The following is a 23,701-nucleotide window of genomic DNA, read 5'->3' on the forward strand; positions in this document are numbered from 1 at the left end:
CCTGATCGGATGGACTTTCCCCGGACCATGGGGACAAGGCCCGTACGCGCGCAAAGGCCTGACCATGTCTTGCTTGCCGCGCCCGGAGTTTGGCGAAGAGAGCCACTGGCGGAGGGCGTGGGAGGCGCGGTCACTTCTCAGCGGACGGTCACGGTCTCCTCTCAGCGGCCGGACGCGGTCCGCTGTCAGTGGCCGGTCGCGGTCACCTTCCAGCGTCGGACGCGGTTTTCTCTCAGCGGCCGATCGTTCGCGGGCTGGCCGGGGCGGGCGCGGGGGTCCAGGATCGCGATCAGGCCGAGCAGCGACAGGCCGCACTCCTGGATCGTGTCCGGTACGTCGCCGAGGTCGGTGCTCGCCACCGCCAGGACCCGGTAACCGTCCTGGGCGAACCGGTCGGCCTGTGCGGCGGCGCGGGCGAGCAGGTCCGGTTCGTCGATCAGGGCGGGGTGGTGCAGCAGGGCCTCCGGCGCGCCCTTGCAGACGAGCCGGACGCCGCCGCCGGGCAGGTGGTGCAGGGTGCTCATACGCTTGCGGTCACTGTCGAAGGGCAGCTCGGCCAGGCGGGGAAAACGGGCCTGCACGGCCTGACGGTCGAGGCCGAGCTTGGCGGCGGCGGCGAGCAGCGCCGCCTCAGTGGGGTCACCCAGCGCCACCCATTCGCCGATGCCCGGTGCCGCCGACCCGCCGGTGCCCGGTGCTCGCGTCGATTCGGTGGAGTCTGGTGCCGCCGGTCCGTCGGTGCCCGGTGCCGTCGATTGATCGTGGCTTGGGCCGTCGGGGTCCACAGGTGGCGGGCCACCATGGTGCCTTCGGTCAGGGTGCCGGTTTTGTCGGTGGCGAGGGCCGTGACCGAGCCGAGGGTCTCCACTGCGGGGAGCTTGCGGACGAGGGCGTTGCGGGCGTGCTGGCGGCGGCGGAGGAACGCGTCCGCGGCGACCAGCCGAAGATCAGCGTACGGACGACGTTCCTGCCTGACGACCCGCGGACCGCGCTGATCGAGGCCACCCGGGACGCCGAGCTGCTGGTGGTGGGCTCGCACGGGTACGGCACGTTCGCCGGGATGCTGCTGGGCTCGGTCAGCCACGCGCTGCTGCACCAGGCCCCGTGCCCGCTCGCCGTGGCCAGGATCACCCGTTGATCCGGCCCCCGTCGGCTGGACAGATCGGCTCATCGCGGGCACCATTTATTTTACGGGACCGTTTCGTAAATAAAATGGTGAGGTGATGGCGATGGACACGGAGGTGCTGGTGGTCGGCGCGGGACCGGTCGGTCTCGCGCTGGCCTGCGGGCTGCGCCAACACGGTGTCGCGGTACGGGTGATCGACAAGGCGGCCGGCCCGGCGACCACCTCGCGGGCGAACTTCGTGCACGCCCGCGGCTCGGAGGTGCTCGACCGCCTCGACGCCCTGGGCGAACTGCCTCAGGAGTCGGTGCGGGCCATGACGATCACCACGTACGCCGGTGACCGCCCGATGATGCGCATCCGGTTCGGCGACCCAGGGCTCGGCACCGCCGCCGCGCCCATGGTGATCTCGCAGGCGCGGGTCGAGGCGCGGCTGCGCGAGCGGCTGGCCGAGCTCGGGGTGCGCCCGGAATGGGGCAACGGCGTGGTCGAGATCGCCCAGGACGCGACCGGCGTCACCGCGGTGCTCGCCGACGGCGGCACCGTACGGGCCGGCTGGCTGGCCGGCTGCGACGGCGCCGGCAGCACGGTGCGCAAGCTGGCCGGCATCGGCTTCCCCGGCGTCAAGGTCAGCGAACGCTTCCTGCTCGTGGACGGCAGCGTGGAGGGCGAGCCCGCGCTGGACCGATCGGGCACCAGCGGCTGGGTGCACCGTGAGGGCATGCTGGGCGCGATGCCGATGCCCGGCGGGCAGTGGCGGCTGCTCGCCTACGACCCCGCCTTCGTCGAGGAGAAGCCCGGTGAGGAGCAGATCGCCGACCGGATGCGGCACATCCTGCCCGCCCGTAGCGGCCTGCCCGGCCTGCGGCTGGGCGAGGTCACCTGGGCGTCGTTGTTCAGCGTGCACCGGCGCCTGGCCGACGGCTACCGCGCCGGGCGCGTCCTGCTGGCCGGCGACGCCGCGCACGTGCACGCCCCGTTCGGCGGTCAGGGCATGCTGACCGGCCTCGGCGACGCCGAGAACCTCGCCTGGAAGCTGGCCCTCGTCGTACGCGGCTCGGCAGGGGAGCGGCTGCTCGACACCTACCAGGCCGAACGCCGCCCGCTGGCCACCGCGGTGCTGCGCGGCAGCACCGCGGCCACCAGGGTCAACATCGCCGGCGGCCCGATCGGCCGGTTCCTGCGGGACCAGATCCTGCTGCGCGTCTTCAGCCAGGCGTGGATCCAGCGGTGGATCACCTACACGACCTCGCAACTGTGGGTGAGCTACCGCCGCGGCCCGCTCGGGGGCCGGGGCGGCCGGCCCCGTCCCGGCGACCGTGTGCCCGACCTGGCCTGTGCACGCGACGACGGCACCCGCACCCGGTTGCACGCCGAGCTGCGCGGCGCCTGGGCGGTGCTCGGCGCGGACGCCGCCTTCGAGGCCGCCCGGCGGCGGCTCGGCGACCGCGTCGTCCGGCTGCACGCCCCCGACACCGCGGGGCCGGCGCTGCTCGTCCGCCCGGACGGGCATCTGGCCTGCAGAGGTGGCCCGGCCGAGTTCGGCCGCTGGCTGGACGGGGCACTCGGATGACGGCCCCCCGAGGACGAGGGCGCCCGCGCGACCCCGGCACCGATCTACCCGAAGGACTACATTTTGCCCCGCAGGGAGCCGGCCGCCGCTCTCCTCCGCCGCGCCCAGCGGGACGGCACGGTGGCCCTGGACGCGGACCTGTACCCGTCAGAACCATGAGGTCCCGGGGTCAGGCGCCGCCCCAGACCGGCAGGTCGGCGATGTCGTCGTGCTTCCAGCTCAGCTCGTCGTGCACGGCCACCACGCCGTCGATGTTCTCGGCCAGGTGCACGGCGGTGACGGCCTGGCTCCGCTCGGTGTAGGTCCCGGTCAGGGTGACGACGGCGTCGTTCACGGTGACGTCGGCCCTGCCGCGCAGGGCCTCGCGGACGTCGCGTTCGATCTCCTCGTCCAGGCGCAGGAAGACCTTGATGAGGTCGCGGCGGCTGACGATGCCGACGAGGCGGCCGCCGGCGTCCACGACCGGCAGGCGCTTGACGCCGTAGCGGTCCATCAGCCGCGCGGCCGTCACGACGGCCGCGTCGGGCGTGGTGACGCGGGCGGGGCTGGTCATGAGAGCGCCGGCGGTCTCGCCGAGCGACTTGCGGTAGCCGCTGCCCTCGCTGCCCGCGCTGTGCCGGATGCGGGCGCGCAGCGGCGGCCGGTAGTCGTCGCCGTAGTAGCGCTCCTTGAACTCCTCCTTGGCCAGCAGATCGGCCTCGGAGACCACGCCGAGCACGCGGTTGTCGTCGTCCAGCACCGGTACGCCACTGATGCCCCGGCTGATGAGCAGTTCGGCCACGGTGTGGAAGGAGGCGTTCTCGTTGACGGCGGCTACGTCGGTGGTCATGACGTTCTCGACCTTCTGCACGGACATGGTTACCTGCCTTCCCACTTCGAATCGTCGGTCTTCCAGGTGAGCCGGTCGCCGACGCCGACCACGCCGTTGACCCGGCCGACCATGCGTACGGCGATCGCGGCCTCGGTGCGGCGCTCCATCCGGCCGGACAGCGTCACGACGCCCTGGCGGACGTCCACGCGGACGTCGCCGGTGTCGACCCACAGGCTGCGGTCGAGAACATCGTCGCGCACCTCGGCGGCGATCGCCTCGTCGCCGCGCAGGAAGAGTTTGACCAGGTCACGGCGGCTGACGATGCCGACCAGGCGGCCGTCGTGGTCGACGACCGCGAGCCGCTTGACGCCGTGGCCGTCCATGAGGCGGGCGGCCGCGACGGCGGACGCCTTCGGCGAGACGGTGACGGCCGGGGTGGTCATCAGCTCGGCGGCGGTGTCGCCCTCGGGGTTGTGGCGGATACGGCGACGACCTTGTCCGTCATCACGTCCGCGACGGTCCTGCGCATGACATCCTCCTTGCCGGTTGCCTTCATCACACCTCGGGAAGGCGGCGGCGTTCAGAGGCGAAGGTCCCGAACGGGACGGTCGTTGGTCAGCGCGGCGGCAAGGGCGCCGGCCGGTCAGCTCAGCAGACCTCGCCGATAGGCCTCGCCGACGGCTGCGGCACGGTCGCGGACGCCAAGTTTGTCGTAGATGTGCAGCAGGTGGGTCTTGATGCTGGCCTCGCTGATGAAGAGCTTGGCGGCCGCCCGGCGGTTGGAGGCGCCGTCGGCGACGAGGGCGAGGACCTGGAGCTCGCGGTCGGTGAGGGGGGCCCTGACCGGTTTGCGTACCTGGCCCATCAGCCGGCCCGCGACGGACGGCGACAGCACCGGCTCGTCGGCGGCCGCGGCGCGGACGGCGCGCAGGAGCTCGTCGGTGGGGGCGTCCTTGAGCAGGTAGCCGGTGGCGCCGGCCTCGATCGCGGGCAGGACGTCGGAGTCGCCGTCGAAGGTGGTCAGGACGAGGGTCTTGATCCGGGGGTGGGAGCGGCGCAGGGCCGTGATGGCGGTGACACCGTCCATCTCGGGCATGCGCAGGTCCATGAGCACGACGTCGACCTCCAGCGCGGCGGCGCGCTCGACGCCCTCGCGGCCGTTGGCGGCCTCGCCGGCGACGTGGATGTCGGGCTCGGCCTCGAACGCGGCGCGCAGGCCGTTGCGGACGATGGGATGGTCGTCGACGATGAGGAGACGGATCACCGGGGGCTTCCTTGGAGGGCGGGGACGGTGGCGCTGACGGCGGTGCCCTCACCGGGCGTGCTCTCGATCTCGAGGGACCCGCCGACGCCGCGTAGGCGTTGTCTCATGCTGCTGAGGCCGAATCCCTGCCCGCCGGGCTCGCGGAAGCCGGTGCCGTTGTCGCGGATGTCGAGCAGGACGACGGCGCCGGTGTAGGACAGGGTGAGGCCGGCCCGGGTGGCGCCCGCGTGCTTGGCGACGTTGGCGAGAGCTTCCTGCGCGACGCGGAAGAGGGTGACCTCGATGGCGGGGCTGAGCGGGACGCGGTCGCCGGTCACCTCGACGTGGAGGTCGACGCTGGTGGTCTGGGCCCAGTTGCGGGCCAGAACGGTCATGGCCTCTGGCAGGTGGGCGTCCTCCAGCTGGTGCGGCTGGAGGGCGGCGACGGAGCGGCGGGCTTCGGTGAGGCTGTCCTGGGCGAGGTCGAGCGCGAGCCCGACGTGGGTGCCGGCGTCCTCGACGCGCTGGGCGGCGCGTAACTGGGTGATGATGCCGGTGAGGCCCTGGGCGAGGGTGTCGTGGATCTCGCGGGCCATGCGCTGGCGTTCGTCGAGGATGCCGGCCTGGTGGGCCTGGGTGAGGAGCTGGGCGTGCAGGTCGGCGTTCTCCTCCAGGGCGGCCTGAAGGTCGCTGACCGCCTTGCGGTATTTACGCTGCCGCTCCTCGATCTTGACGCCGGCGATGTGGCCGCCGCCGATGGCGACGGTCTGCACGGCGACGATCGCCAGGTGGAAGGCGATGAGCTGGAGGTCGGCGTGGGCCCAGTCGATCGCCGACTGGTACAGGACGACGGAGGTGGCGGCCACGGCGGCGAACGTCCACTTCGAGGGAGCGAAGTTGGCCGCCAGGAAGAAGCCGGAGATGGAGTAGATGATGAAGATCGGGTCGTGGGCGGTCAGCAGCGCGACGGTGACCAGCAGGCCGGCGAAGTGGACGGTGATGGCGACCCGCCGCCCGCGCACCTCGGCGGGCAGCAGGGTCCGCGCGCCGAGCAGCCAGGCGAGGGCCAGACCGGTGAGAAGCAGGGTGCGGGGGATCGCGCCCGGCGGCTGGACGGGGGTGGCCAGGCTGATGACGAGCGAGGCGGCGAGGGTGATGTAGGGGACGGTCTCGGCGATGCCCAGGAAGCGTCGTTCCCAGGTGGAGGGCGGGAAGGGGTCGTTCATCCCGGGTTCCCCTTCTCTCGGGCGCGGACGGGTCTCACTCGGTGGTGGTGGCCGGTGAGGACGAGCTTAGGCGCATGGGGATCAGGAAGGCGTATCCGTACATGAGCAGTCCTGTGGCGATCATGAAGATGATCGTCGGCCATTGCCAGAGCGGCGGGAGATGCAGAGCGAGGAACCAGACCGGGTCCTCGATCCCGAAGATCTTCATCACCAGGGGCACGAGCCCCTGCGGGAACAGGGGGAGCCAGGCGATGGTGTGGCAGATCGTGACCCCGATGCGGTGGCGGAGCGGAAGATCGGCGGTGACGGGCTTGCCGGGCTGGGGCGCGGGACCGTGCTTCATGAGGTTGAGCAGCTCGATCCCGCGCTTCTCCAGCCTGCGGCGGGCGATCCACCCGAGTCCCCAGGCGCTGAGGGCGCCGGTCAGCACGCCGACGGCGAGGCCGGCCCACGGATGGAGGAGGACGGCGCCGGCCGCGGGCAGGGCGGTGGCGGGCACGGTGATGAGCACGAGCCAGGCGAGGCCGGTCTCGGCGCTCTCGTCGGCGCCGGTGCTGAGCGGGTTGCCGCCGCGCTTGTGGGGGTCGGTGCCGGGCACGAGCGAGGTGACGGCGAGCAGGACGACGACCCCGGCGCCGCCGCCGAGGAGGGCGGGGAGCAGGCCGAGCACCCACGGCCAGGCCCAGCTCTGGCCGCTGACCAGCAGGCCGGTCAGGGAGAGCACGACGGCGGCCGGGCCGACGACGAGCAGCCAGGCCAGCTGGCGGCCGCGTACGTCGGCACGTTCCGCGCCGGGGGTCATGAGGGTGAGCCAGAGGGCGGTCCCGTCGGCGCCGTAGAGGTTGGCCGAGGACGCGGCGGCCATCACGATCGCGATGAGTCCGGTGAACGGGACCACCGTCCAGGCGCCGATGGTGACGAGCAGCAGGGGAGAGACGACGGCGTAGGAGAAGGCGGTGACGAGGAGCTGGATCCTGACGAGGTCGCGCCACCAGGTACGCAGCTCCTTGGCGGCGGCGGCGCGGGCGCCGCCGGCGGCGGGGAAGGGGCGGGGCGCGCCGCGGCGGGGCGGCACACCACCGCGCGCGGCCGAGACGACGCGCCGCGACAGCAGGCTCGCCCACGCGGTCAGCAGGAGGGCGATCACGCCGGCGGCGGCCACGAGGATGGCGACGGCGAGGGGCCAGGGGGCCTCGACGGCGGCCACGCCCCATCCCGAGGGCAGGACGCGGACGAGGACATGGGACCAGGCCGCGCTGTCGGTGCCGCCCAGGGCGACGAGGGGTGCCCAGCCGTTGCTGCACAGGGCGATGGCGGTGCCGGTCACGACGCCGACGGCCGCCGCGGTGGCGCGGGACCTGACGAACAGGCCGATGGTCGCCACGATGACCCGGGAGATCATCACCAGGGTGACGAGCGTGGTGACGGCTGCCACCAGGCCGATGAGCACTCCGCCGGGGCCGAACCGCCAGCCGTACACGGGCAGGGACAGCAGGGCGATGAGGGTGATCAGGGGCGCGGGGCCGGCGAAGGCTCCGGCGAGCAGCGCCGCTGCGATCCGGCCCGGCGTGACCGGGAGCAGGGAGAAGTACTCGGGGCGCAGCGCCTCGCTGCCGCCGCCGATCAGGAGCGGGCCGAAGATCCAGCCGGAGAGCCAGACGGCCAGGCAGAGGGGCAGATAGACGGGCCACAGGACGGCGACGGCGATCGTCCCCAGGGCCAGGATCAGCCCGAGCGCGGCGCCGGTGTAGAGGTTGGTGACGTTGTCGCCGCGCAGGGAGTTGCGCATGAGCGCCAGCCGCATGCCGACCATGTGCCGGGCCAGTGCGGGCGGGCGCGGAGCCGTGACGGCTCGACCTGGGGTCAGGAGCTGAGCCATGCCAGTCCCTCCGTCGCTCGGGGGCGGGCGCCGACCAGGTCGACGAACGTGTCCTCCAGGGTCGCGGCGCCGCGTACGTCGGCCAGCGGCCCGGCGGCCACGACACGGCCGTCGGAGATGACGCCCACGTGGTCGCAGATCTGCTCGACCAGGGGCATGACGTGGCTGGAGATGATCACCGAGCCGCCGCCGCCGACGAATCCGCGCAGGATCGCCCTGATCGTGGCCGCCGAGACGGGATCGACGGCCTCGAACGGCTCGTCCAGGACGAGCAGGCGCGGCGCGTGCAGGAGGGCGACGGCCAGGCCGATCTTCTTGCGCATGCCGGTGGAGTACTCGATGACCAGCGTCCGCTCGGCGGAGTCGAGTTCGAGGACCTGGAGGAGTTCGCCGGTGCGCTCGGCGACGACCTCGTGGGGCAGGCCGCGCAGCAGGCCGAGGTAGGTGAGGACCTCGCGGCCGGTGAGGCGTTCCGGCATGGCGTTGCCGTCGGGCAGCACCCCGATCAGGCCCTTGGCCCGGACGGGGTCGCTCCAGACGTCCACGCCGAAGATCTCGGCGCGGCCGGCGTCGGGGCGCAGCAGGCCGACGGCCATGGCCAGGGTGGTGGTCTTGCCGGCGCCGTTGGGGCCGACCAGGCCGTAGCAGGACCCGGCGGGCACGGTGAGCTGGATGTCGTCGGCGGCGACGTGGTCGCCGAAGGCTTTACGCAGTCCGGCGACGCGGAGGGCGGGCTCCCGGTGTGTGGGCATGTCTTGAGAATCGCGCGGGAGCGAGGGCGGCGGATCGTCCGGGCGGGCAACGGGACGGTTGATTCCGGCATCAACCGATCGGTTGATGCCGGGCGCGTCGTCAGGAGATCGGGATGTCCGGAACCCGGCCGAGGTTCTCCGCTTCCAGCGTGACGGAGGAGACGGTGTCGGCGGGCGCCGGATAGTAGACGTACCCCCGGCCGGTCATCCCGGCATCGAGGGCCGGCACCCAGTTCTCGACGAACTCCGTGTACATCTTCAGCGGGTGGTAGCGCGTCTTCGTCGCCGGGTCGACCAGGATGAACGCGCCGAAGTCCGCCGCCGCGGAGAAGGTGCTGTCCCAGCCCGTGAACGGGGCGGGAACGGGGATGAACCGGGAGGCGCCTTCCGAGACGACGTCGAACGTGGCGAGCAGGTAGGCGCCGTCGCGGTGGAAGGGGTGGAAGTCCACGCGCAGGCGGTCCTGGCCGCGCTGCCAGCCGAGCGAACCCGCCACCGGCCCGGCCTGGTGGAACGGCGCCGGCGGGCGGGTGGATCCCCTGATGTCCGACGGCGGCCCGGTGGTGACCGTGACATCCGGCTTGTCCTGCTTGATCTGGTAGGAGATCTCCACCCGCCGGTTACGGGCCCGCCCCTCGGGGTTGTCACCGCCGCCCGGCTTCTCGTTCTTGGCGATGGGCTCGCTCTCGCCCTTGCCCGTGGCCTGGAAGGTGTAGCCGGAGCCGAGCTTGCCCGCGAGATAGTCACGCACCGCCTCGGCGCGCCAGACCGACAGGTTCTGGTTGTAGGCGTCGTCGCCCTTGCTGTCGGTGTGTCCCTCGACGGTGATCGGCGGTTTGGCGGGGTCGGCTCGCTCGCGGGTCTCGCGTACGGCGTCGTCGAGCACGGCGGTGGCCTTGGCGGAGAGCGCGGCCTTGTCGAAGGCGAACAGCACGTCGGTACGCAGTCCTACCGTCTCCTTGCCGCCCTGCCTGCGTTTCGTCCGCTGCGGCGCCTCCACCAGCTCGTTCACGTCGGAGACCCCGGACCAGATCGCACCGGAGGGCGGCACCACCGGCCACTGGAACTCCGTGCCGGGCGACGGCTCCGCGCCCTGGCCGCGCGCCTTGGCGGCGGGCGTACCGGCGCCTTCGGTGACCGGAAGGCCCGTCATGGGCGCCATCGGCAGGTCGGGCACCATCGACACGCGCGCGACGCCGGCGGGCAGCGGCGGGAAATACACCTCGACCGGGTAGCGCACCCCCGGCCGGAACTCGTCGGGCAGGATCCCCGAGGTCATGGAGTGCCGGGTGCCGAACGCGATCCCGTTGACGTCGTTCTCCCGCAGCGTGAAGTACACCTTCCCCGCGACCGGGTCCAGCAGCCGGAACCTGCCGAAGCTCACGCTCTGCCCGCGCAGGCCGTCGTATCCGAAGTCACCGGTGATCGGCCTGCCGGCAGTGGTCGTGATCACCATCTTCATCGCGGTGAGGCCGGCGTGGCGTTCCACCGCCTCGACCTCCACCCGGAAGGGGGCGGGCACGTCGTACCCGGCCAGCCCCTCGCCGGTGAAAGCGCTCGCCGGGCTCGGAGACGCCCGCCGTGTGGCCGCGGTCTTCGACGGGGGCGGGCTGTCGTCCGGAGTGGGCGGGTTGACCGCGCCGCAGCCGACGAGCACGGCGGCGGCCATGACGGCAGCGGCACCTCGGATCGCGCGCACGGATAACCTCCCGTTCAACGCCGGGGAGCTTAGTGCCTTCCCGCCCGCCGTGGGCCGCTTCCCGGCGAAACGTGCGTTCCTGTCCGGTGGCCGGGGCTCAGGCCGTCCTGGCCGCGCGGGTGGCCGCGATGGTGCCGAAGTCCATGATGCGTTGGCCGCCTCCGCGCCCTTGACGTTGAGCTGGGGCAAGCTGTTGGTCCCCAAGGGGTTGCGCGCGGATGTCAGCGGAGCACGCGGAAGTGGTGGGTGCCGTCCCGCTTCAGCTGCTCGACCAGGCCGAACTCCCACTCCAGGTACGCCTCCATGGCCGCCCGGCCGTTGTCCGTGCCCTCGTACGGGCGGCGGTACCGATCAGCGGGAGGGACCGCGTACCGCGCCGGCTCCGACTCCAGCGGCGCGCCCGTGCCCCAGGCCGCCGTGCCGCCGTCCAGGCTGAACACCGGTGCGGACGTGAGCCGGCTGAGGTCGGCGGCGGCGAAGCGGGCCAGCCGGCCGGTCGGTGACGTGACCACGTACCTGGTGACGATGTGCCCGCCGGCGGTGTGCCCGGTGGTGTGCCGGGCGGCGGCGTCGATCCTGCCGAGCGCGGCGGGCAGCCGGGCCCTTGCGGCGTGCCAGGCGCCGGGGACGTGCCCGGCGGCGTAGTCCCGGCTGGGCCCGACGTCGATGACGACCGTGGCCGCCCGAACGGCATCGAGCCGGTCGAGGTGGTCGGTGCCGAGCCGGTCGATCACGGCCGTGGCCTCCTCGCAGGCGCCGAGCCAGGTGCGAAGAGTGGCCGCGTCCACCGTCTCGACCTGCGGCGGATCAGGGACGGGACCGGGTTCCGCGCCCCGCAGGACCAGGTCCCCTGGATCGGCGGGGCTGATCGCCCACGTCTCCCACCCCATCTGGGCCAGCCACGACCCGGTCATCGCGGCGCGGACCCCGTCGTCGTCCACGAGGACGATCCGGGCGCCGCGCACCGGCGCGTAGTGGTCGGTCTCCTGGACGAGCTGCCCGCCGGGAGCGTGGAGGGAGCCGTCGAGGTGACCGGCGGCGAACTCGGCCGCGGACCGCACGTCGAAGAGGTACGTGGAGCGGCGGGGATCGTACAGGCCGGGCAGCTCGCTCGTACGGATGAATCGGACGCCGGCCCGCCGGGCGACGGCGCGCGCGCCGGAGCGGGCGAGTGCGTGGTGGGACTCAGACACGCCGGGCGGAGCCGTGCCGGTCGCCCCGTGGTCGAGCCACTGCCCGGCCAGCGTCCAGCCGATGGTGCCGTTGCGTAGCGCCGCCACGGGGTTGGGCAGACCGGCGTTGATCAGGGACTGCGCGCCGATGATGCTCCGCGTGCGCCCCGCGCAGTTCACCACGACGGGAGTGGCGGGATCGGGGGCGAGTTCGCGGATGCGCAGCACCAGCTCGGCGCCGGGCACACTGGTGGCGGTCGGGATGCTCATGGTGCGGAACTCGTCGAACCGGCGCGCGTCCACGATCACGGGCGGCGTGCCGGCCTCGATCAGGGCTCCCACGTGCTCGGCGGTCAGCGACGGGGTGCGGTTGACCGACTCGACCAGCTCGCCGAACGCCTTGCTGGGCGCGTTGACGTCCTGGAAGAGCTCGCCGCCCGACGCGGTCCAGCCGTCGAGCCCGTCCAGCAGCGGGCGCACGTCGGAGTAGCCGAGCCGGCGCAGGACGTCGATGGCCTGCCGCGCGGGCGCGTCCGTGTCGCCGTAGACGACGACGGGGGTGTCCAGGCGGGGGATGCGCCGCCAGGCGTCCAGCTCCAGCAGCGAGAGGGGGAAGTTCGCCGCCCACAGCGGATGCCCCCGCGCGTACAGGGCCTCTTCGCGTACGTCGGCGATGACGACCTCGTCGCGGCGCAGCAGCAGCGCGCAGACCTGCGCGGCGGTGACGGCGGCCGGCTGAGCGGACATTGCCCGGCTCAGCGGAGCTCGACGCCGGACCAGTCGAGCCCGTCGAGGTTGACCACGATCGCCTCCTGGGTCGTGCGGGCGATGACGACGACGGCCTCGGTGTCCGGGTCGGGGTTCTCCTCGCGGTGCGGGACGAACGGCGGCACGAAGACGTAGTCGCCGGGACCGGTCTCGATCCGGTGCTCCACCGGCTCGTCGGCCTCCACGTCGAGGAAGACGAAGACGGGATGCCCGGACACGACGTAGATCGCGGTCTCGGACGCCCCGTGGTGGTGGTCTCCCGACGCCGTGGCCGCGGCGACGTGCGTCTGTCCCATCCAGAGGTTCCTGGCGCCGACCGTCTTGCCGCTGATCGCCTCGACCCGCGTCATCCCCGAGGTCTGCGAGGTCCGCCCGATCAGGCCGCTCGGCGCGACGTGGTGCAGGGTGCGGTGGAACGGGTCGATGCCGGCGGGCACGAGCACACCGCTGGGCGTGCGGACCAGGCGGGCGCCGGTCGCGTCGGACGGGTCTCGGACCAGGCCGGGGCCGGTCGGGTCGGACGGGTGAACGGGCATCATGCTCCTTTGGCGAGGGCGAAGTCGTGGGCCGGCACCTTGGTCAGGACCGGTGCCGACAGCAGGGCGCGCAGCGTGTCCGACACGCGGCCGGCGACCGTCGGCGCGACACCCTGCCGGGTCCACAACGCCAGCGGCAGCGGGCTCGGCCGCGGCAGGTCGTCGCGAGGAACGAGGCCCACAGGGGTCTGCCCGAGCGTCGCCAGCAGCGCCACGCCCGCGCCCGCGCTGACGGCGGCCTGCACGCCGGCCAGCTGGTTGGCCTCGGCGGCGATGGCGGCCGGGATCGAGTGGTGCGCCAGGGTCACGAGGGCCCGGTCGCGCAGGGCGCAGGGATCGTCGAAGGCGACGACGGGCAGCGGCTCGCCCCGCCTCGGCGCCGTCCATCCGGGAGCGGAGTACCAGGTGAGCATCAGGTCGCCGACCGCGGTGGCGCGCGGGTCGTCGGCGGGGCCGATGAGCAGGGCCAGGTCGATGCGTCCTGTCGCGAAGCTCTCACGGAGCTTGGTGCCGCGGTCGATCCGGAACTTGACCCCGTAGCGGGGCGCCGGCGCGTCGAGCGCGGTGGCCAGGTGCGGCAGCAGCTGGGCGGCGGCGTGCTCGGTAGAGCCGATGACGATCGTCCCGCGGGCCTCGTGGTCGAAGCTGCGCAGCCCTTCGTCGTGCAGCGCCAGGAGGTTGCGCGCCAGGCCGAGCAGCTTCTCGCCGTCGGCGGTGAACCGGGAGCCGCGGCCGCGCCGCTCCACCAGCGGGCGGCCGATCGCGGACTCCAGCCGGCGGACGTGCTGGCTCACCGCACCCTGGCTGAGGTGCAGGGCGTCGGCGGCGCGCTGGAAGCCGCCGGCGTCGGCGACAGCGACGAAGCTGCGCAACGGAGCGATGTCCAGCGTACGGTTCATGTCCTGGAGTATACCTATTATTCCTACCTGATGTAAGGGTATTTATCACGTGACGTGATGAGCCGTGATTAGAAAGCGTCGTTGGACAGTCCGGCGGGTGGCACCGCAGGCTGACGAGTGTGCACCGGCCGGCCGTCGGCAGCGGCGTGACCTCAACGCTCACCGAGAGCGCCTGCCGAAGGCGCCTGCCGAAGGCGTCTGCCGAGAGCGCCCACCGAAAGCACTCACCGAAAGCGGCCGACGCGGCCTCAGTCCACACGTTGAAAGGTTCGCACCTTGTCGATCCAGATCCTGGGGATGGTCTCGACCGCCTACGGCTCGGAAAGCGCCGGTTGGCGGGGACCCGTCGTCGACCCCGGCTACCTCGCCGACTTCGCCCGCGCCCACGAAGAGGCCGGTTTCGACCGCGCGCTCATCGCCCACAGCGCCAGCTCGCCCGAGGGCTTCGCCGCGGCCGCCCACGTGCTCTACAGCACCGAGCGCCTGGGCGTGCTCATCGCCCAGCGGCCCGGATTCATCCAGCCCACCCTGACCGCGCGCAAGCTGGCCACGCTGGACAACCTCACCGGCGCGGGCCGCGTGGCCATCCACCACATCACCGGCGGCAGCGACACCGACCAGCGGCGCGACGGGGACTTCGCGGACAAGCGGGCCCGCTACCGGCGCACCGCGGAGTTCATCGACGTGCTCAGGCGCACCCTCACCTCCGGCGAGCCGTTCGACCACGAGGGCGAGTTCTACCGCTTCGAGGGCGCGTTCAGCTCGGTCAAGCCCCGGGGGGAGGTGCCGATCTTCTTCGGCGGGCAGTCCGACGACGCGATCAGGGTGGGCGGCCGATGGGCCGACGTCTACGCCCTGTGGGGCGAGCCCCTGGCGCAGACGCGCGAACGCATCGAGGTGATCCGCGCCGAGGCCGCGCGGCACGGCCGCGAGATCGGCTTCTCCCTGTCCGTGCGCCCGATCGTGGCCGAGACGGAGGACGCGGCCTGGGAGAAGGCCGACGGCATCCGCCGCGCCTTCGAGGACAACCTCACCGGCAAGGGCAACGCGGCGTGGCGGATCGGGCGCGGCGAGAACACCGCGGTCGGCGCGAAGCGGCTGAAGGACGAGGCGGCCGAGAAGCTTGTGCACGACGAGCGGCTCTGGTTCGGCGTCACCCGGCTGACCGACGGCGGCGGCAACTCCACCGCCCTCGTCGGCACACCCCAGCAGGTCGCCGACGCGCTGCTGAAGTACTACGACCTGGGCGTCCGCACCTTCCTCATCCGCGGCTTCGACCCGCTGGCGGACGTGCGCGAGTGGGGCAGGGAGCTCGTCCCGCTGCTGCGCGCCGGCGCCGCGGCCCGCGAGGAGAGCCCCGTCGCCGCGGGGCGAGGCCGATGAGGGTGGGCGAGGCGGTCAGGGCCGCCGGCGTCGCCGGCCTGGCGGTGCTGCTGCTGGCCGGCTGCGCCTCCCGGGCGTCCGTCGGCGGCGCGGCCTCCTCCGACGGCACCGCGGTGGCCGCCGCCGGCCAGCGCGGCGACACCCTGACCTGGGGCTGGTCGCTGCCTTCGACCTGGGACCCGGTGACCTCCGCGGTCGGCAACGACGTCCACGCCCTCACCCTCGTCTACGAGGGGGTCACCGAGGTGGACGAGAAGGGCGAGGCCAAGCCCGGCCTGGCCGAGTCGTGGACGTACGCGGAGGACGGCCGCTCGGTCACCTTCCACCTCCGCCCCGGCCTGACCTTCTCCGACGGCACGAAGCTCGACGCCGCCGCCGTCAAGGCCAGCCTGGAGCGCGGAAAGACCGCGAAGGACTCGACGATCGCGCCGCAACTGGTCACGGTCGAGCGCATCACCGCCGACGGCGCCACCGACGTGACGCTGCACCTCACCCAGGTGGACTACCAGATCCCGCTGCTGCTGTCCGGCAAGACCGGGCAGATCGTCAGCCCGGCGGCGGCGAAGGACCCGGCCAAGCTGGCCGTCCAGCCCGTCGGCGCCGGCCCGTTCATCCTGAAGAGCTATGTGCCCGGGTCTCAGGCGACGCTGGTGCGGAACCCGGCGTTCTGGAACGCGGACGAGATCCTCGTCACGAACTTCGTCCTCAAGCCGACGCCCGACCCGTCCGTCGCGGTGGCGGGGCTCAACTCGGGGCAGTTCGACGTCGCCGACCTCACCGCGTCGCAGGTCGGCGGGGTCGAGGCGGCCGGCTTCCCGGTCGAGGCGACCGACGTGCTGCCGGTGCGGGTCCTCGACGTGAACAACACCGTCAAGCCGTTCGACCACCCCAAGGTCGTCCAGGCGATCAGTACGGCGATCGACCGGCAGGCGCTGGTCAAGGCGGCCAACTTCGGCTACGGCCAGCCGGTCTGGCAGCCGTTCCCCAAGGGTTACGTGGCCCACAACCCGGAGCTCGACAACCTGCACCCGCACGACGTGGCCGCCGCGAAGCGGCTGCTGGCCGAGGCGGGATACCCGGACGGCGTGGACGTCCAGCTCGCGCTGGGCAGGGCGGACGACCCGGTCGGCGAGCTGATCCAGCAGCAGCTGAACGCCGCCGGCATCCGCACGACGCTCACCGTCCAGACGCCGGGGGTCAACAATTACATCACCCGCAGGTACCCGTTCGTGCTCGACCAGTTCAACGCCCGCCAGTCGCCGGTGCAGGCGCTGCAGGTGCTGTTCGGCGCGCAGGGGCTGATGAACCTGGGCAAGAGCACCCCCGAGGCGCTGTCCGGCGCGGTCGCCAAGGCGAGCGGTCACCCGCTGACCGACCCCGCCTACCCGGCGGCGATCCAGCAGGCCACCAAGATCGCGGTGACGAACATGCCGAACGTGTTCCTGTTCACGGTGACGCGCTTCGCCGCGCACAGCCCCAAGGTGCACGGCCTGCGGAACTGGGTGGACATCCAGCGCTTCGAGGGCGTCTGGGTGGAGAAGTGACCACGCTGAACGTGCGCGACGCGCCCGGCCGGACGACGAGCGCCGACGCCACCCAGAAAGCCGCTCAGAAAGCCACCCAGAAAGCCACGCGGAAGGCCAGGCTGGGAGCGTCCGTCCCCGGCGCCGTGCTGACCGCCGTCGCGCGGAGCGCCGCCGCCCTCGGCCGGGCGCTGCTGATCGCGGTCCCCGTGCTGCTCGTGTCCACCTTCATCACCTTCATGCTCGGCGGGCTGACGGATCAGGACCCCGCCTCGGTCGTGCTCGGCGACTCGGCCACTCCGGCCGACGTGGCGCGGATGCGCGAGGTCTTCGGGCTGGACCGGCCACTGCTCGCGCGCTACGCGCTGTGGTTGTGGGACGCCCTGCACGGCGACCTCGGCGCCTCCTGGTTCACCAAGATCCCCGTGGCGCGGAGCATCGCCGAGCGGCTGCCGGTGAGCCTGTCCGTGGCCGCCGGGGCGCTGCTCATCGCCGTCGTGCTCGGCGGCGTCTTCGGCGTCCTCGCCGCCGTCAGGCAGGGCGGCCGGCTTGACCGCGCCGTCACGGTCGTCACCTCCGTGCTGGCGACCGTGCCCGGGTTCGTCGCCGCCATCGCCCTCATCACGGTGTTCTCGCTGCTGGTGCCCGTGCTGCCGTCGGGCGGCTGGGCGCCCGCCTCCGACGGGTTGCCGACCTGGGCGAGCTTCCTCGTGCTGCCGTGCGTGGCGCTGAGCCTGGACGCCGCCGCCGACGTCGCCCGCCAGCTGCGGACCGGGCTGGCCGACACCCTGCACGAGAACTACGTCGTCGGGGCGCGGGTGCGCGGCCTGCCGGGATGGCGCATCGTGCTGGTCCACGCCCTGCGCAACGGCGCGGGACCCGCGGTCGCCGTGCTCGGCATGCACGTGCCCCGGCTCATCGGCGGAGCCGTCATCGTCGAGACCGTGTTCGCGCTGCCCGGCATCGGCGAGCTCACCAAGACCGCGGCGCTCGGAGGTGACGTGCCCGTCGTGCAGGGAGCCCTGCTCGTCACGATCGGCGTCGTGCTGATCTCGTCCGCGCTCGTCAACGTCCTGCTGGTCAAGCTGCGCCCCGCCGCACGGAGGGAGATATGAGGACCGTCACCGACGCCCTGCGTACCCGCGCGGGCGCCATCGCCGCGGCCGTGCTGGCGGCCGTGCTCCTGCTCGCCGCGATCGGGCCCTTCCTCGCGCCGTACGACCCGCTGCGCAACGGCGCCGACATCCTCATGCCGCCGAGCGCGGCGCACTGGTTCGGCACCGACTACCTCGGCCGTGACGTGCTCAGCCGGGTCCTGGCCGGCGCGCCCGCATCGGTGCTCACCGCCTTCGAGGCCGTCGGCATCGGGCTCGTCATCGGCGTCGTCCCCGGCATCACCTCCGTCCACCTGGGGCGTGCCTACGAGTGGATCACGCTGCGGGTCATGGACGGGCTCATCGCGCTGCCCTTCCTGATCTTCGCCATCGCGGTGGCCGCGCTGCTCGGCAACGCCGTCCACCAGGCGATGATCGCCGTCGGGATCCTGCTCGCGCCGTCGTTCTACCGCATCACCAGAGCCGCCGCCCTCAGCCACGCGAACGCGCAGTACGTGACCGCCGCGCAGCTGTTCGGCGCCTCCACCTGGCGGGTGCTGCGCACGCACGTGTGGTCGAAGATCCTGCCCACGCTCGTCGTGAGCACCGCGAACGCCACCGCGGGCGGCCTGCTGATCGTCTCGTCGCTGACCTTCCTCGGCATCGGCGTCGTGCCGCCCGAGCCCACCTGGGGCGGCATCGTCGCCAGCGACCTCGGCTACCTCACGCAGCGGCCGTACGGGCCGGTGTTCCCGTCCCTGTTCATCATGGCCACCGTCGGCGCGCTCAACCTGCTCGCCGACGCGATCAGGGACGCCGGCGGCGACCACGGCCGCGCGCGGACGCGCGGGAGAGGAGGAGCCGCCCGTGTCCGTCTCACCTGACTCCGCGACGGCGGTCCGCACGGTCGCGGACTCCGTGAGCGAGCCCCTGCTGTCGGTACGCGGGCTGCGCGTCGGCGTCGCCGACGGCACCGAGGTCGTCCGCGGCGTGGACCTGGACGTGCCCCGCGGCTCGGCTGTCGGGCTGGTCGGCGAGTCCGGCAGCGGCAAGACGCTGACCTGCCGCGCCGTCCTGGGCCTGCTGCCCGCCGGCGTCGAGGTCACCGGCGGCCGGATCAGCCTCGGGGACACCGAGCTGACCGCGTTGCCGGCGGCCAGGCGAGCGCGCCTGCGCGGCACCCACCTCGCGGCCGTCTTCCAGGACCCCGCCTCCTACCTCAACCCGTCGATCACCGTCGGGGCGCAGCTCACCGAGGTGCTCCGGGTCAAGGCCGGGCTGGCCCGCCGGGCGGCGCGGGAACGGGCCGTCGAACTGCTGCACGCCATGGGGCTGCGCCGCCCCGAGCACGTCTACGCGCAGTACCCGTTCGAGCTGTCGGGCGGGATGTTGCAGCGGGTGCTGATCGCGATGGCGATCAGCACCGAGCCGGAACTGCTGATCGCCGACGAGGCGACCACAGCCCTCGACGTGACCGTGCAGGCCGAGGTGCTGGAGCTCCTGGTCGAACTGCGCCGCGACCGTGGCCTCACGCTCATGGTCGTCTCGCACGACCTGGCCGTGATCGCGCAGCTGTGCGAGACCGTGTACGTCTTCCGCGACGGCGCCGTGGTCGAGGCGGGACCCACCCGGCGGGTGCTGCGCGGGCCGCGCCATCCGTACACGCGCGAGCTGATCCGCGACCACGAGCGCTTCGGCATCGACCGGGTGCGTGAACAGGGGAGCCGCCGATGACCGCGCTGCTCGACGTCACCGGACTGCACGTCGCGCTCGGGCGCGGCCGCGGGCGGACCGAGATCCTGCACGGCGTCGACCTCACGGTGGCGCCGGGCGAGATCGTCGGCCTGATCGGCGAGACCGGCTCGGGGAAGACCACGCTCGCCCGCGCCGTGCTCGGGCTGGTGCGGGCCCACAGCGGCTCGATCACGATCGACGGGCGCGAGGTGAGCGGGCTGCGCGGGAGCGCGCTGCGGGCCTTCCGCCGCGGCGGCGCCGCCCAGTACGTCTTCCAGGACCCGCTGCGCAGCCTCGACCCCGAACGCACCGTGTTCGACACGCTGATCGAGGGCCTCGCCGTGCGCGGCGGGCACTCCCGCGCCGAGCTGCGCGAGGCCGCGCGAGAGGTCGCCCGGCTCGTCTCCCTGCCGCCCGACCTGCTGCCCCGGCATCCCGGCGAGCTGTCGGGCGGCCAGCGGCAGCGCGTGGCCATCGCCCGCGCCGTCGCCGTCGATCCGCGGCTGCTCATCTGCGACGAGCCCGTCAGCGCGCTCGACGCCTCGACCCGCATCACGATCCTCGAACTCCTGCTCCGCCTGCGCGAGACCCGCGACCTCGGCGTGCTGCTGATCACGCACGACCTCGGCTCGCTCGGCGGCGTGGCCGATCGGGTCGTCGTGCTGTACCACGGGCAGGTGGTGGAGACGGGGACCACGGAGGAGATCTTCCTGGCACCGCGGCACCCGTACACCCGGCTGCTCGTGACGTCCGTGCCGTCGATCGGGGACGCCGAGCCGCCCGACCCCGAGCTGCGCCGGGCCCTGCGCGCCGAAGTACGCGGCCTCACCGCCCACCCCTGAACCCTGGAGCACGACATGACGCAGACCACCGACTTCCACGCTCCCGCCGGGCTGCGGACCAGAGGCACGATCCTCGTCGTGCCGGGCCGCGGCGAGACACCCGCGACGTACGGGCGGCTCGGGGCGCGGCTCGCCTACGACGCCTACCGGGTCCGCATCGTGAACCTGCCGACTACCGACCCGGTCACCGGCACGGCCGCCGGCGCGCCTGCAGCTCCGGCTCGCGTCGCTCCCTTCCTGGACGCTCTTGCCCGGGGGCTGTCCGAGGCCGTCGGGGACCTCAGGGCCGAGACGGCGGACGGGCTGCCGCGCCCGCTGGTGCTGGTGGGGTCAGACCTGGGCGCGGCTGGAATCGCCGCCCTGCTCGCCACGGCCTCCCCTTCGGCGGTGTGGTGGCCGCAGGCGGTCGTACTGGCCGGGCTGCCCGGCGGCGGGACGCAGGCCGGCGGCGGGTGGGAGGACGAGCTCGACGTCAGGACCGCCTGCCCGACCCACCGCGGCGTGCTGACCGGCGACACCGCCGTGGAACGCGGCGCGCTGGCCGGCCCCGTGCCGCAGGACCTGCTGGACGCGGCGTACGCGAGCACCGCCGACGTGCCGCACCTGCTGCTCGTCGGGGACGCCGACCCGCTGGCGGACCGGGACGCGAGCGCGCGGGCGGCCAAGACGCTGCCCCAGGCACGGCTCGGCGTCGTGCGCGGCGCCCACCACGACGTGCTCAACGACCTGCAGCACCGCTCGGTGGCCGCCGAGGTGGTCACGTTCCTGGAGGCCGTGCGCGAGGAGCTGCGGCCGGCCGTCACCGTGGAGGCCAGCGCCTGGTGACCGTTCTACTCCGTTCGGTGTAGTTCGTACGGCGATCGAAGCAAGGGCAGGTGACGATCAACGGACGACGCGCTCCCGCCTCGGCCCGGCCTAACGTTTCTCCCCGAGACAAGCCGGACGAGAACCGAAGGAGTCGCCATGAGCAGGAAAGTGATGACCGCGATCGCCGGGCTGAGCGTGACGGCCGGGCTGCTGGTCGCGGCCGGCGCGCCGGCGGGGGCCCAGGCCGGCGCGTCATCCGTCCAGGCCGGCACCGCCGAGGTGGCCGCGCCGAAGCCGCCGAAGGGCGCCAGGGCGGTGGTCCAGGTGAGCCCCAATCCCACCACCAGGCGCGGCCAGAAGGTGACGATCACCGGCCACTGCGGCGGCGGTAAGGGGCTCAAGGCCGTGCTGGCCGGGGTGGACAGGAAGCACCCCGTGCTGCGGGACATCCGCATCGTCAAGGACGACGCGAAGGGGTTCGTGGCGAAGGCGACCCTCGCACCCGAGATCGGGAACGGCGTCGGTCCCGTCTTCGTCGACTGCGGCGGCGAGGCGGGAGTGACCCTGCTCGTCACCCACGTCTGATCCGGGCCTGCCGAAGCCGCCGCGGTCCATCGAGCCCGCCGGCTCACGGGGCTGACGCGGCTCCGGGAACCGTGGTCGCGGGCCGCGTCGTCCAACAGGCCATCTGGGCGACGCGGCCCGGCCCCGTCACCTCCCCGAATTCGCCCCGCCTCCATTCTTGAGAAAAGGCCTCCGTACGCATGGCCGAATCACCTCCACGCCGCGAAGCCGTTCCGGCCCGGCACCTCGCCCGGATCACCGACCTCGCGCTCGCCGTCCTCACCCTGGTCTTCTTCGTCGCCGTGGCCCTCGCGACCGGGGTGCGCAACCCCTGGTCGGGCCCGATCCCCCTCGGGCTGTTCCTCGGAGCGCTGCTCCTGGTCAGACGCCGATGGCCGATGACCGTGCTGCTGCTGTCGATCGGCGGCGTCATCGTCTACCACCTGACCGGGCACTGGTCTCCCGCCGGGTGGATCTGGCCGGCCGCGGTCGCCTACTTCACCGCCGCCACCACGCCACACGTGCGCTGGGCGGCCGCCGCCGGCCTGGCCCAGCTGGTCTACTCCGCGATCGACTTCCGCCTGATCCTGGACCTCAATCCCAGCCGCTACCTGGTCCACGTCGCCGGGGAATGGCTGCTCCTCGCGATCCTGATCGTCGCGGGCCGCAGCTATGCCGTCGCGCTGCGCCGCCGCGAACAACTGCGCGAAGCGGACGACCGGGCCCGCGTCGCCGAGGAACGGCTGCGCGTCTCGCACGAGGTGCACGACGTCATCGCGCACACGCTGGCCGTCGTCGGCGTGCAGCTCAACGTCGCCGCCGACACCCTGGAGGAGGATCCGGCCGCGGCCGCCGCCGCGCTGAGCCTGGCCAAGGACGTCAGGAACCGGGCGATGGCCGACCTCCGCTCCCTCATCGCGATCCTGCGCGACGGCCCGGAGGGCACCGCGCCCCAGGCCGACCTGGCCTCCCTGGACACGCTCGTCGCCGACGCCCGCGCCGCCGGCCTCGAGGTGACCTTCGAGGAGCACGGCGACCGGGCCGCCGTCACCGCCATTCCCGCCATCGCCGTGCACCGGGTCGTCCAGGAGTCCCTCGCCAACACGCTCAAGCACGCCGAGGCGAGCGAGGTCACGGTGACGATCGGCTACGGGCCCCGCTCGATCGTCGTCGAGATCACCGACGACGGCCGAGGCGCCTCAGGTGCAGGCGAGGGCACCGCGGGCCACGGCCTGGCCGGCATGCGGGAACGGGTGAGCGCACTCGGGGGCGCGTTCACCGCCGGGCCCGCACCCGGCGGCGGCTTCGCCGTTCGGGCCGAGATCCCTGTGGCAGGAGGCTCGTCGGCATGACGATCACGGTGCTCCTCGCCGACGACCAGGCACTCGTCCGGGCCGGCTTCCGCAGCCTGCTGGCCCGTTCACGGGACATCACGGTCGTCGGCGAGGCCCAGGACGGCGACGAGGCCGTACGGCTGGCATCGAGCACCCGCCCCGACGTGATCCTCATGGACATCCGCATGCCCGGCACCGACGGGATCGCCGCGACGCGCCGTATCGTCACCGACCCGGCCACGCGCAGCAGCCGCGTCATCATCCTCACCACGTTCGACACCGACGAGCACGTCTTCGCCGCCCTGCGCGCCGGAGCCAGCGGCTTCCTCACCAAGGAGGTCGAGCCGGCCGAGCTCCGCCGCGCGGTCGCCGCCGTGGCCGGCGGGGACGCGCTCCTGTCGCCGGGGGTGACCCGGCGCGTCATCGAGCAGTTCGCTTACCGGCAGGACCTCACGCCCGCTGCGGGGGAGCGGCTGGCCGCGCTCACCTCCCGGGAACGGGAGACGGTCAGGCTCGTGGCGCTCGGCCTGTCCAACCACGAGATCGCCGAGCGCCTCGTCATCAGCCCGCTCACCGCCAAGACCCACATCTCCAGGGCCATCGCCAAGCTGAACGTGCGCGACCGGGTGCAGCTCGTCATCCTGGCGTACGAGAGCGGCCTGATCCGGCCCGGCGCGTGAGCCCCATGTCCTGAGCGGGAGCGCCGTCACCCGTCCAGGCGTCGCCGGTGCAGTCGCCG

23 protein-coding genes are annotated in these 23,701 nt (G+C 73.1%); 12 read left to right on the plus strand and 11 right to left on the minus strand.

Features of this window, described 5'->3' with window-relative positions; translation table 11 throughout:
• Nucleotides 1-185: 185 nt before the first annotated feature.
• On the minus strand, nucleotides 186-653 hold the full coding sequence (locus tag OIE67_RS09895) for a hypothetical protein (RefSeq protein WP_326638794.1): 468 nt from the start codon (nucleotides 651-653) through the stop codon (nucleotides 186-188).
• Nucleotides 654-901: 248 nt separating this feature from the next.
• Between OIE67_RS09895 and OIE67_RS09900 the strand changes: the two genes are divergently transcribed.
• Together OIE67_RS09900 and OIE67_RS09905 are read left to right on the plus strand one after the other, a co-directional pair.
• A complete protein-coding gene (locus OIE67_RS09900) occupies nucleotides 902-1,138 on the plus strand; it encodes a universal stress protein (protein WP_326638796.1) in 237 nt (78 codons plus the stop codon).
• Nucleotides 1,139-1,223: 85 nt separating this feature from the next.
• On the plus strand, nucleotides 1,224-2,696 hold the full coding sequence (locus OIE67_RS09905) for an FAD-dependent monooxygenase (RefSeq protein ID WP_326638798.1): 1,473 nt from the start codon (nucleotides 1,224-1,226) through the stop codon (nucleotides 2,694-2,696).
• Between the two features lie 169 nt (nucleotides 2,697-2,865).
• Here OIE67_RS09905 and OIE67_RS09910 read toward each other — a convergent pair whose 3' ends face one another.
• The 10 genes from OIE67_RS09910 to OIE67_RS09955 form a co-directional block, all read right to left on the minus strand.
• Nucleotides 2,866-3,552, minus strand: a complete 687-nt coding sequence (locus OIE67_RS09910; RefSeq protein WP_326638800.1) for a CBS domain-containing protein — start codon at nucleotides 3,550-3,552, stop codon at nucleotides 2,866-2,868.
• A gap of 2 nt (nucleotides 3,553-3,554) precedes the next feature.
• On the minus strand, nucleotides 3,555-3,950 hold the full coding sequence (locus OIE67_RS09915) for a CBS domain-containing protein (protein WP_326638802.1): 396 nt from the start codon (nucleotides 3,948-3,950) through the stop codon (nucleotides 3,555-3,557).
• A 200-nt stretch (nucleotides 3,951-4,150) separates the two neighbouring features.
• Complete coding sequence (locus OIE67_RS09920) at nucleotides 4,151-4,771, minus strand: response regulator transcription factor (RefSeq protein ID WP_326638805.1); 621 nt, start codon at nucleotides 4,769-4,771, stop codon at nucleotides 4,151-4,153.
• Entirely contained in the window at nucleotides 4,768-5,976 is a 1,209-nt protein-coding gene (locus OIE67_RS09925) for a sensor histidine kinase (protein WP_326638807.1), read from the minus strand. The genes OIE67_RS09920 and OIE67_RS09925 overlap by 4 nt, the downstream gene beginning before the upstream one ends.
• 34 nt (nucleotides 5,977-6,010) lie before the next feature.
• The gene (locus tag OIE67_RS09930; protein WP_326638809.1) at nucleotides 6,011-7,855 is read right to left on the minus strand and encodes a hypothetical protein; all 1,845 of its coding nucleotides are present in this window, start codon (nucleotides 7,853-7,855) and stop codon (nucleotides 6,011-6,013) included.
• Entirely contained in the window at nucleotides 7,840-8,607 is a 768-nt protein-coding gene (locus OIE67_RS09935; RefSeq protein ID WP_326638811.1) for an ABC transporter ATP-binding protein, read from the minus strand. Before OIE67_RS09935 ends, OIE67_RS09930 begins: the two co-directional genes overlap by 16 nt.
• Nucleotides 8,608-8,707: 100 nt before the next feature.
• Complete coding sequence (locus OIE67_RS09940; protein ID WP_326638813.1) at nucleotides 8,708-10,306, minus strand: OmpA family protein; 1,599 nt, start codon at nucleotides 10,304-10,306, stop codon at nucleotides 8,708-8,710.
• Nucleotides 10,307-10,527: 221 nt separating this feature from the next.
• Nucleotides 10,528-12,225, minus strand: coding sequence for a rhodanese-like domain-containing protein (locus OIE67_RS09945; RefSeq protein WP_326638815.1), 1,698 nt, complete (start codon nucleotides 12,223-12,225; stop codon nucleotides 10,528-10,530).
• An 8-nt stretch (nucleotides 12,226-12,233) separates the two neighbouring features.
• Nucleotides 12,234-12,785 (minus strand): cupin domain-containing protein, encoded by a 552-nt coding sequence (locus OIE67_RS09950; RefSeq protein WP_326638817.1) that lies wholly within the window; start codon nucleotides 12,783-12,785, stop codon nucleotides 12,234-12,236.
• Entirely contained in the window at nucleotides 12,782-13,681 is a 900-nt protein-coding gene (locus OIE67_RS09955) for a LysR family transcriptional regulator (RefSeq protein ID WP_326638819.1), read from the minus strand. The genes OIE67_RS09950 and OIE67_RS09955 overlap by 4 nt, the downstream gene beginning before the upstream one ends.
• 276 nt (nucleotides 13,682-13,957) lie before the next feature.
• Here OIE67_RS09955 and OIE67_RS09960 point away from each other — a divergent pair, with 276 nt between their 5' ends.
• The 10 genes from OIE67_RS09960 (at nucleotide 13,958) to OIE67_RS10005 (ending at nucleotide 23,642) form a co-directional block, all read left to right on the plus strand.
• Nucleotides 13,958-15,064, plus strand: a complete 1,107-nt coding sequence (locus OIE67_RS09960) for an LLM class flavin-dependent oxidoreductase (protein WP_326638821.1) — start codon at nucleotides 13,958-13,960, stop codon at nucleotides 15,062-15,064.
• Nucleotides 15,061-16,608 carry an ABC transporter substrate-binding protein gene (locus OIE67_RS09965; RefSeq protein WP_326638823.1) on the plus strand — a complete coding sequence of 516 codons (1,548 nt, stop codon included), beginning with the start codon at nucleotides 15,061-15,063 and terminating at the stop codon, nucleotides 16,606-16,608. Before OIE67_RS09960 ends, OIE67_RS09965 begins: the two co-directional genes overlap by 4 nt.
• Nucleotides 16,605-17,702 (plus strand): ABC transporter permease, encoded by a 1,098-nt coding sequence (locus tag OIE67_RS09970; protein ID WP_326638826.1) that lies wholly within the window; start codon nucleotides 16,605-16,607, stop codon nucleotides 17,700-17,702. Before OIE67_RS09965 ends, OIE67_RS09970 begins: the two co-directional genes overlap by 4 nt.
• Nucleotides 17,699-18,565 carry an ABC transporter permease gene (locus OIE67_RS09975; protein WP_106234732.1) on the plus strand — a complete coding sequence of 289 codons (867 nt, stop codon included), beginning with the start codon at nucleotides 17,699-17,701 and terminating at the stop codon, nucleotides 18,563-18,565. Before OIE67_RS09970 ends, OIE67_RS09975 begins: the two co-directional genes overlap by 4 nt.
• A complete protein-coding gene (locus tag OIE67_RS09980; protein WP_326638829.1) occupies nucleotides 18,549-19,415 on the plus strand; it encodes an ABC transporter ATP-binding protein in 867 nt (288 codons plus the stop codon). The genes OIE67_RS09975 and OIE67_RS09980 overlap by 17 nt, the downstream gene beginning before the upstream one ends.
• Nucleotides 19,412-20,257 (plus strand): ABC transporter ATP-binding protein, encoded by an 846-nt coding sequence (locus OIE67_RS09985; protein WP_326638831.1) that lies wholly within the window; start codon nucleotides 19,412-19,414, stop codon nucleotides 20,255-20,257. Before OIE67_RS09980 ends, OIE67_RS09985 begins: the two co-directional genes overlap by 4 nt.
• A 15-nt stretch (nucleotides 20,258-20,272) precedes the next feature.
• The gene (locus tag OIE67_RS09990; protein WP_326638834.1) at nucleotides 20,273-21,082 is read left to right on the plus strand and encodes a hypothetical protein; all 810 of its coding nucleotides are present in this window, start codon (nucleotides 20,273-20,275) and stop codon (nucleotides 21,080-21,082) included.
• A gap of 138 nt (nucleotides 21,083-21,220) precedes the next feature.
• Complete coding sequence (locus OIE67_RS09995) at nucleotides 21,221-21,649, plus strand: hypothetical protein (RefSeq protein WP_326638836.1); 429 nt, start codon at nucleotides 21,221-21,223, stop codon at nucleotides 21,647-21,649.
• A gap of 179 nt (nucleotides 21,650-21,828) precedes the next feature.
• Complete coding sequence (locus tag OIE67_RS10000) at nucleotides 21,829-22,980, plus strand: sensor histidine kinase (RefSeq protein ID WP_326638838.1); 1,152 nt, start codon at nucleotides 21,829-21,831, stop codon at nucleotides 22,978-22,980.
• A complete protein-coding gene (locus OIE67_RS10005; RefSeq protein WP_326638840.1) occupies nucleotides 22,977-23,642 on the plus strand; it encodes a response regulator transcription factor in 666 nt (221 codons plus the stop codon). The genes OIE67_RS10000 and OIE67_RS10005 overlap by 4 nt, the downstream gene beginning before the upstream one ends.
• Nucleotides 23,643-23,701 lie beyond the last annotated feature (59 nt).

It is taken from the genome of Nonomuraea fuscirosea (genome assembly GCF_035917475.1).
Taxonomy (GTDB): Bacteria; Actinomycetota; Actinomycetes; order Streptosporangiales; family Streptosporangiaceae; genus Nonomuraea; species Nonomuraea fuscirosea.

Coding starts and splice junctions, on each gene's coding strand:
- OIE67_RS09905 (WP_326638798.1), top strand. CDS start 1,224: ATGGCGATGGACACGGAGGTGCTGGTGGTCGGCGCGGGACCGGTCGGT.
- OIE67_RS09910 (WP_326638800.1), bottom strand. CDS start 3,552: ATGTCCGTGCAGAAGGTCGAGAACGTCATGACCACCGACGTAGCCGCC.
- OIE67_RS09915 (WP_326638802.1), bottom strand. CDS start 3,950: ATGACCACCCCGGCCGTCACCGTCTCGCCGAAGGCGTCCGCCGTCGCG.
- OIE67_RS09925 (WP_326638807.1), bottom strand. CDS start 5,976: ATGAACGACCCCTTCCCGCCCTCCACCTGGGAACGACGCTTCCTGGGC.
- OIE67_RS09930 (WP_326638809.1), bottom strand. CDS start 7,855: ATGGCTCAGCTCCTGACCCCAGGTCGAGCCGTCACGGCTCCGCGCCCG.
- OIE67_RS09935 (WP_326638811.1), bottom strand. CDS start 8,607: ATGCCCACACACCGGGAGCCCGCCCTCCGCGTCGCCGGACTGCGTAAA.
- OIE67_RS09945 (WP_326638815.1), bottom strand. CDS start 12,225: ATGTCCGCTCAGCCGGCCGCCGTCACCGCCGCGCAGGTCTGCGCGCTG.
- OIE67_RS09950 (WP_326638817.1), bottom strand. CDS start 12,785: ATGATGCCCGTTCACCCGTCCGACCCGACCGGCCCCGGCCTGGTCCGA.
- OIE67_RS09955 (WP_326638819.1), bottom strand. CDS start 13,681: ATGAACCGTACGCTGGACATCGCTCCGTTGCGCAGCTTCGTCGCTGTC.
- OIE67_RS09965 (WP_326638823.1), top strand. CDS start 15,061: ATGAGGGTGGGCGAGGCGGTCAGGGCCGCCGGCGTCGCCGGCCTGGCG.
- OIE67_RS09975 (WP_106234732.1), top strand. CDS start 17,699: ATGAGGACCGTCACCGACGCCCTGCGTACCCGCGCGGGCGCCATCGCC.
- OIE67_RS09985 (WP_326638831.1), top strand. CDS start 19,412: ATGACCGCGCTGCTCGACGTCACCGGACTGCACGTCGCGCTCGGGCGC.
- OIE67_RS09990 (WP_326638834.1), top strand. CDS start 20,273: ATGACGCAGACCACCGACTTCCACGCTCCCGCCGGGCTGCGGACCAGA.
- OIE67_RS09995 (WP_326638836.1), top strand. CDS start 21,221: ATGAGCAGGAAAGTGATGACCGCGATCGCCGGGCTGAGCGTGACGGCC.
- OIE67_RS10000 (WP_326638838.1), top strand. CDS start 21,829: ATGGCCGAATCACCTCCACGCCGCGAAGCCGTTCCGGCCCGGCACCTC.
- OIE67_RS10005 (WP_326638840.1), top strand. CDS start 22,977: ATGACGATCACGGTGCTCCTCGCCGACGACCAGGCACTCGTCCGGGCC.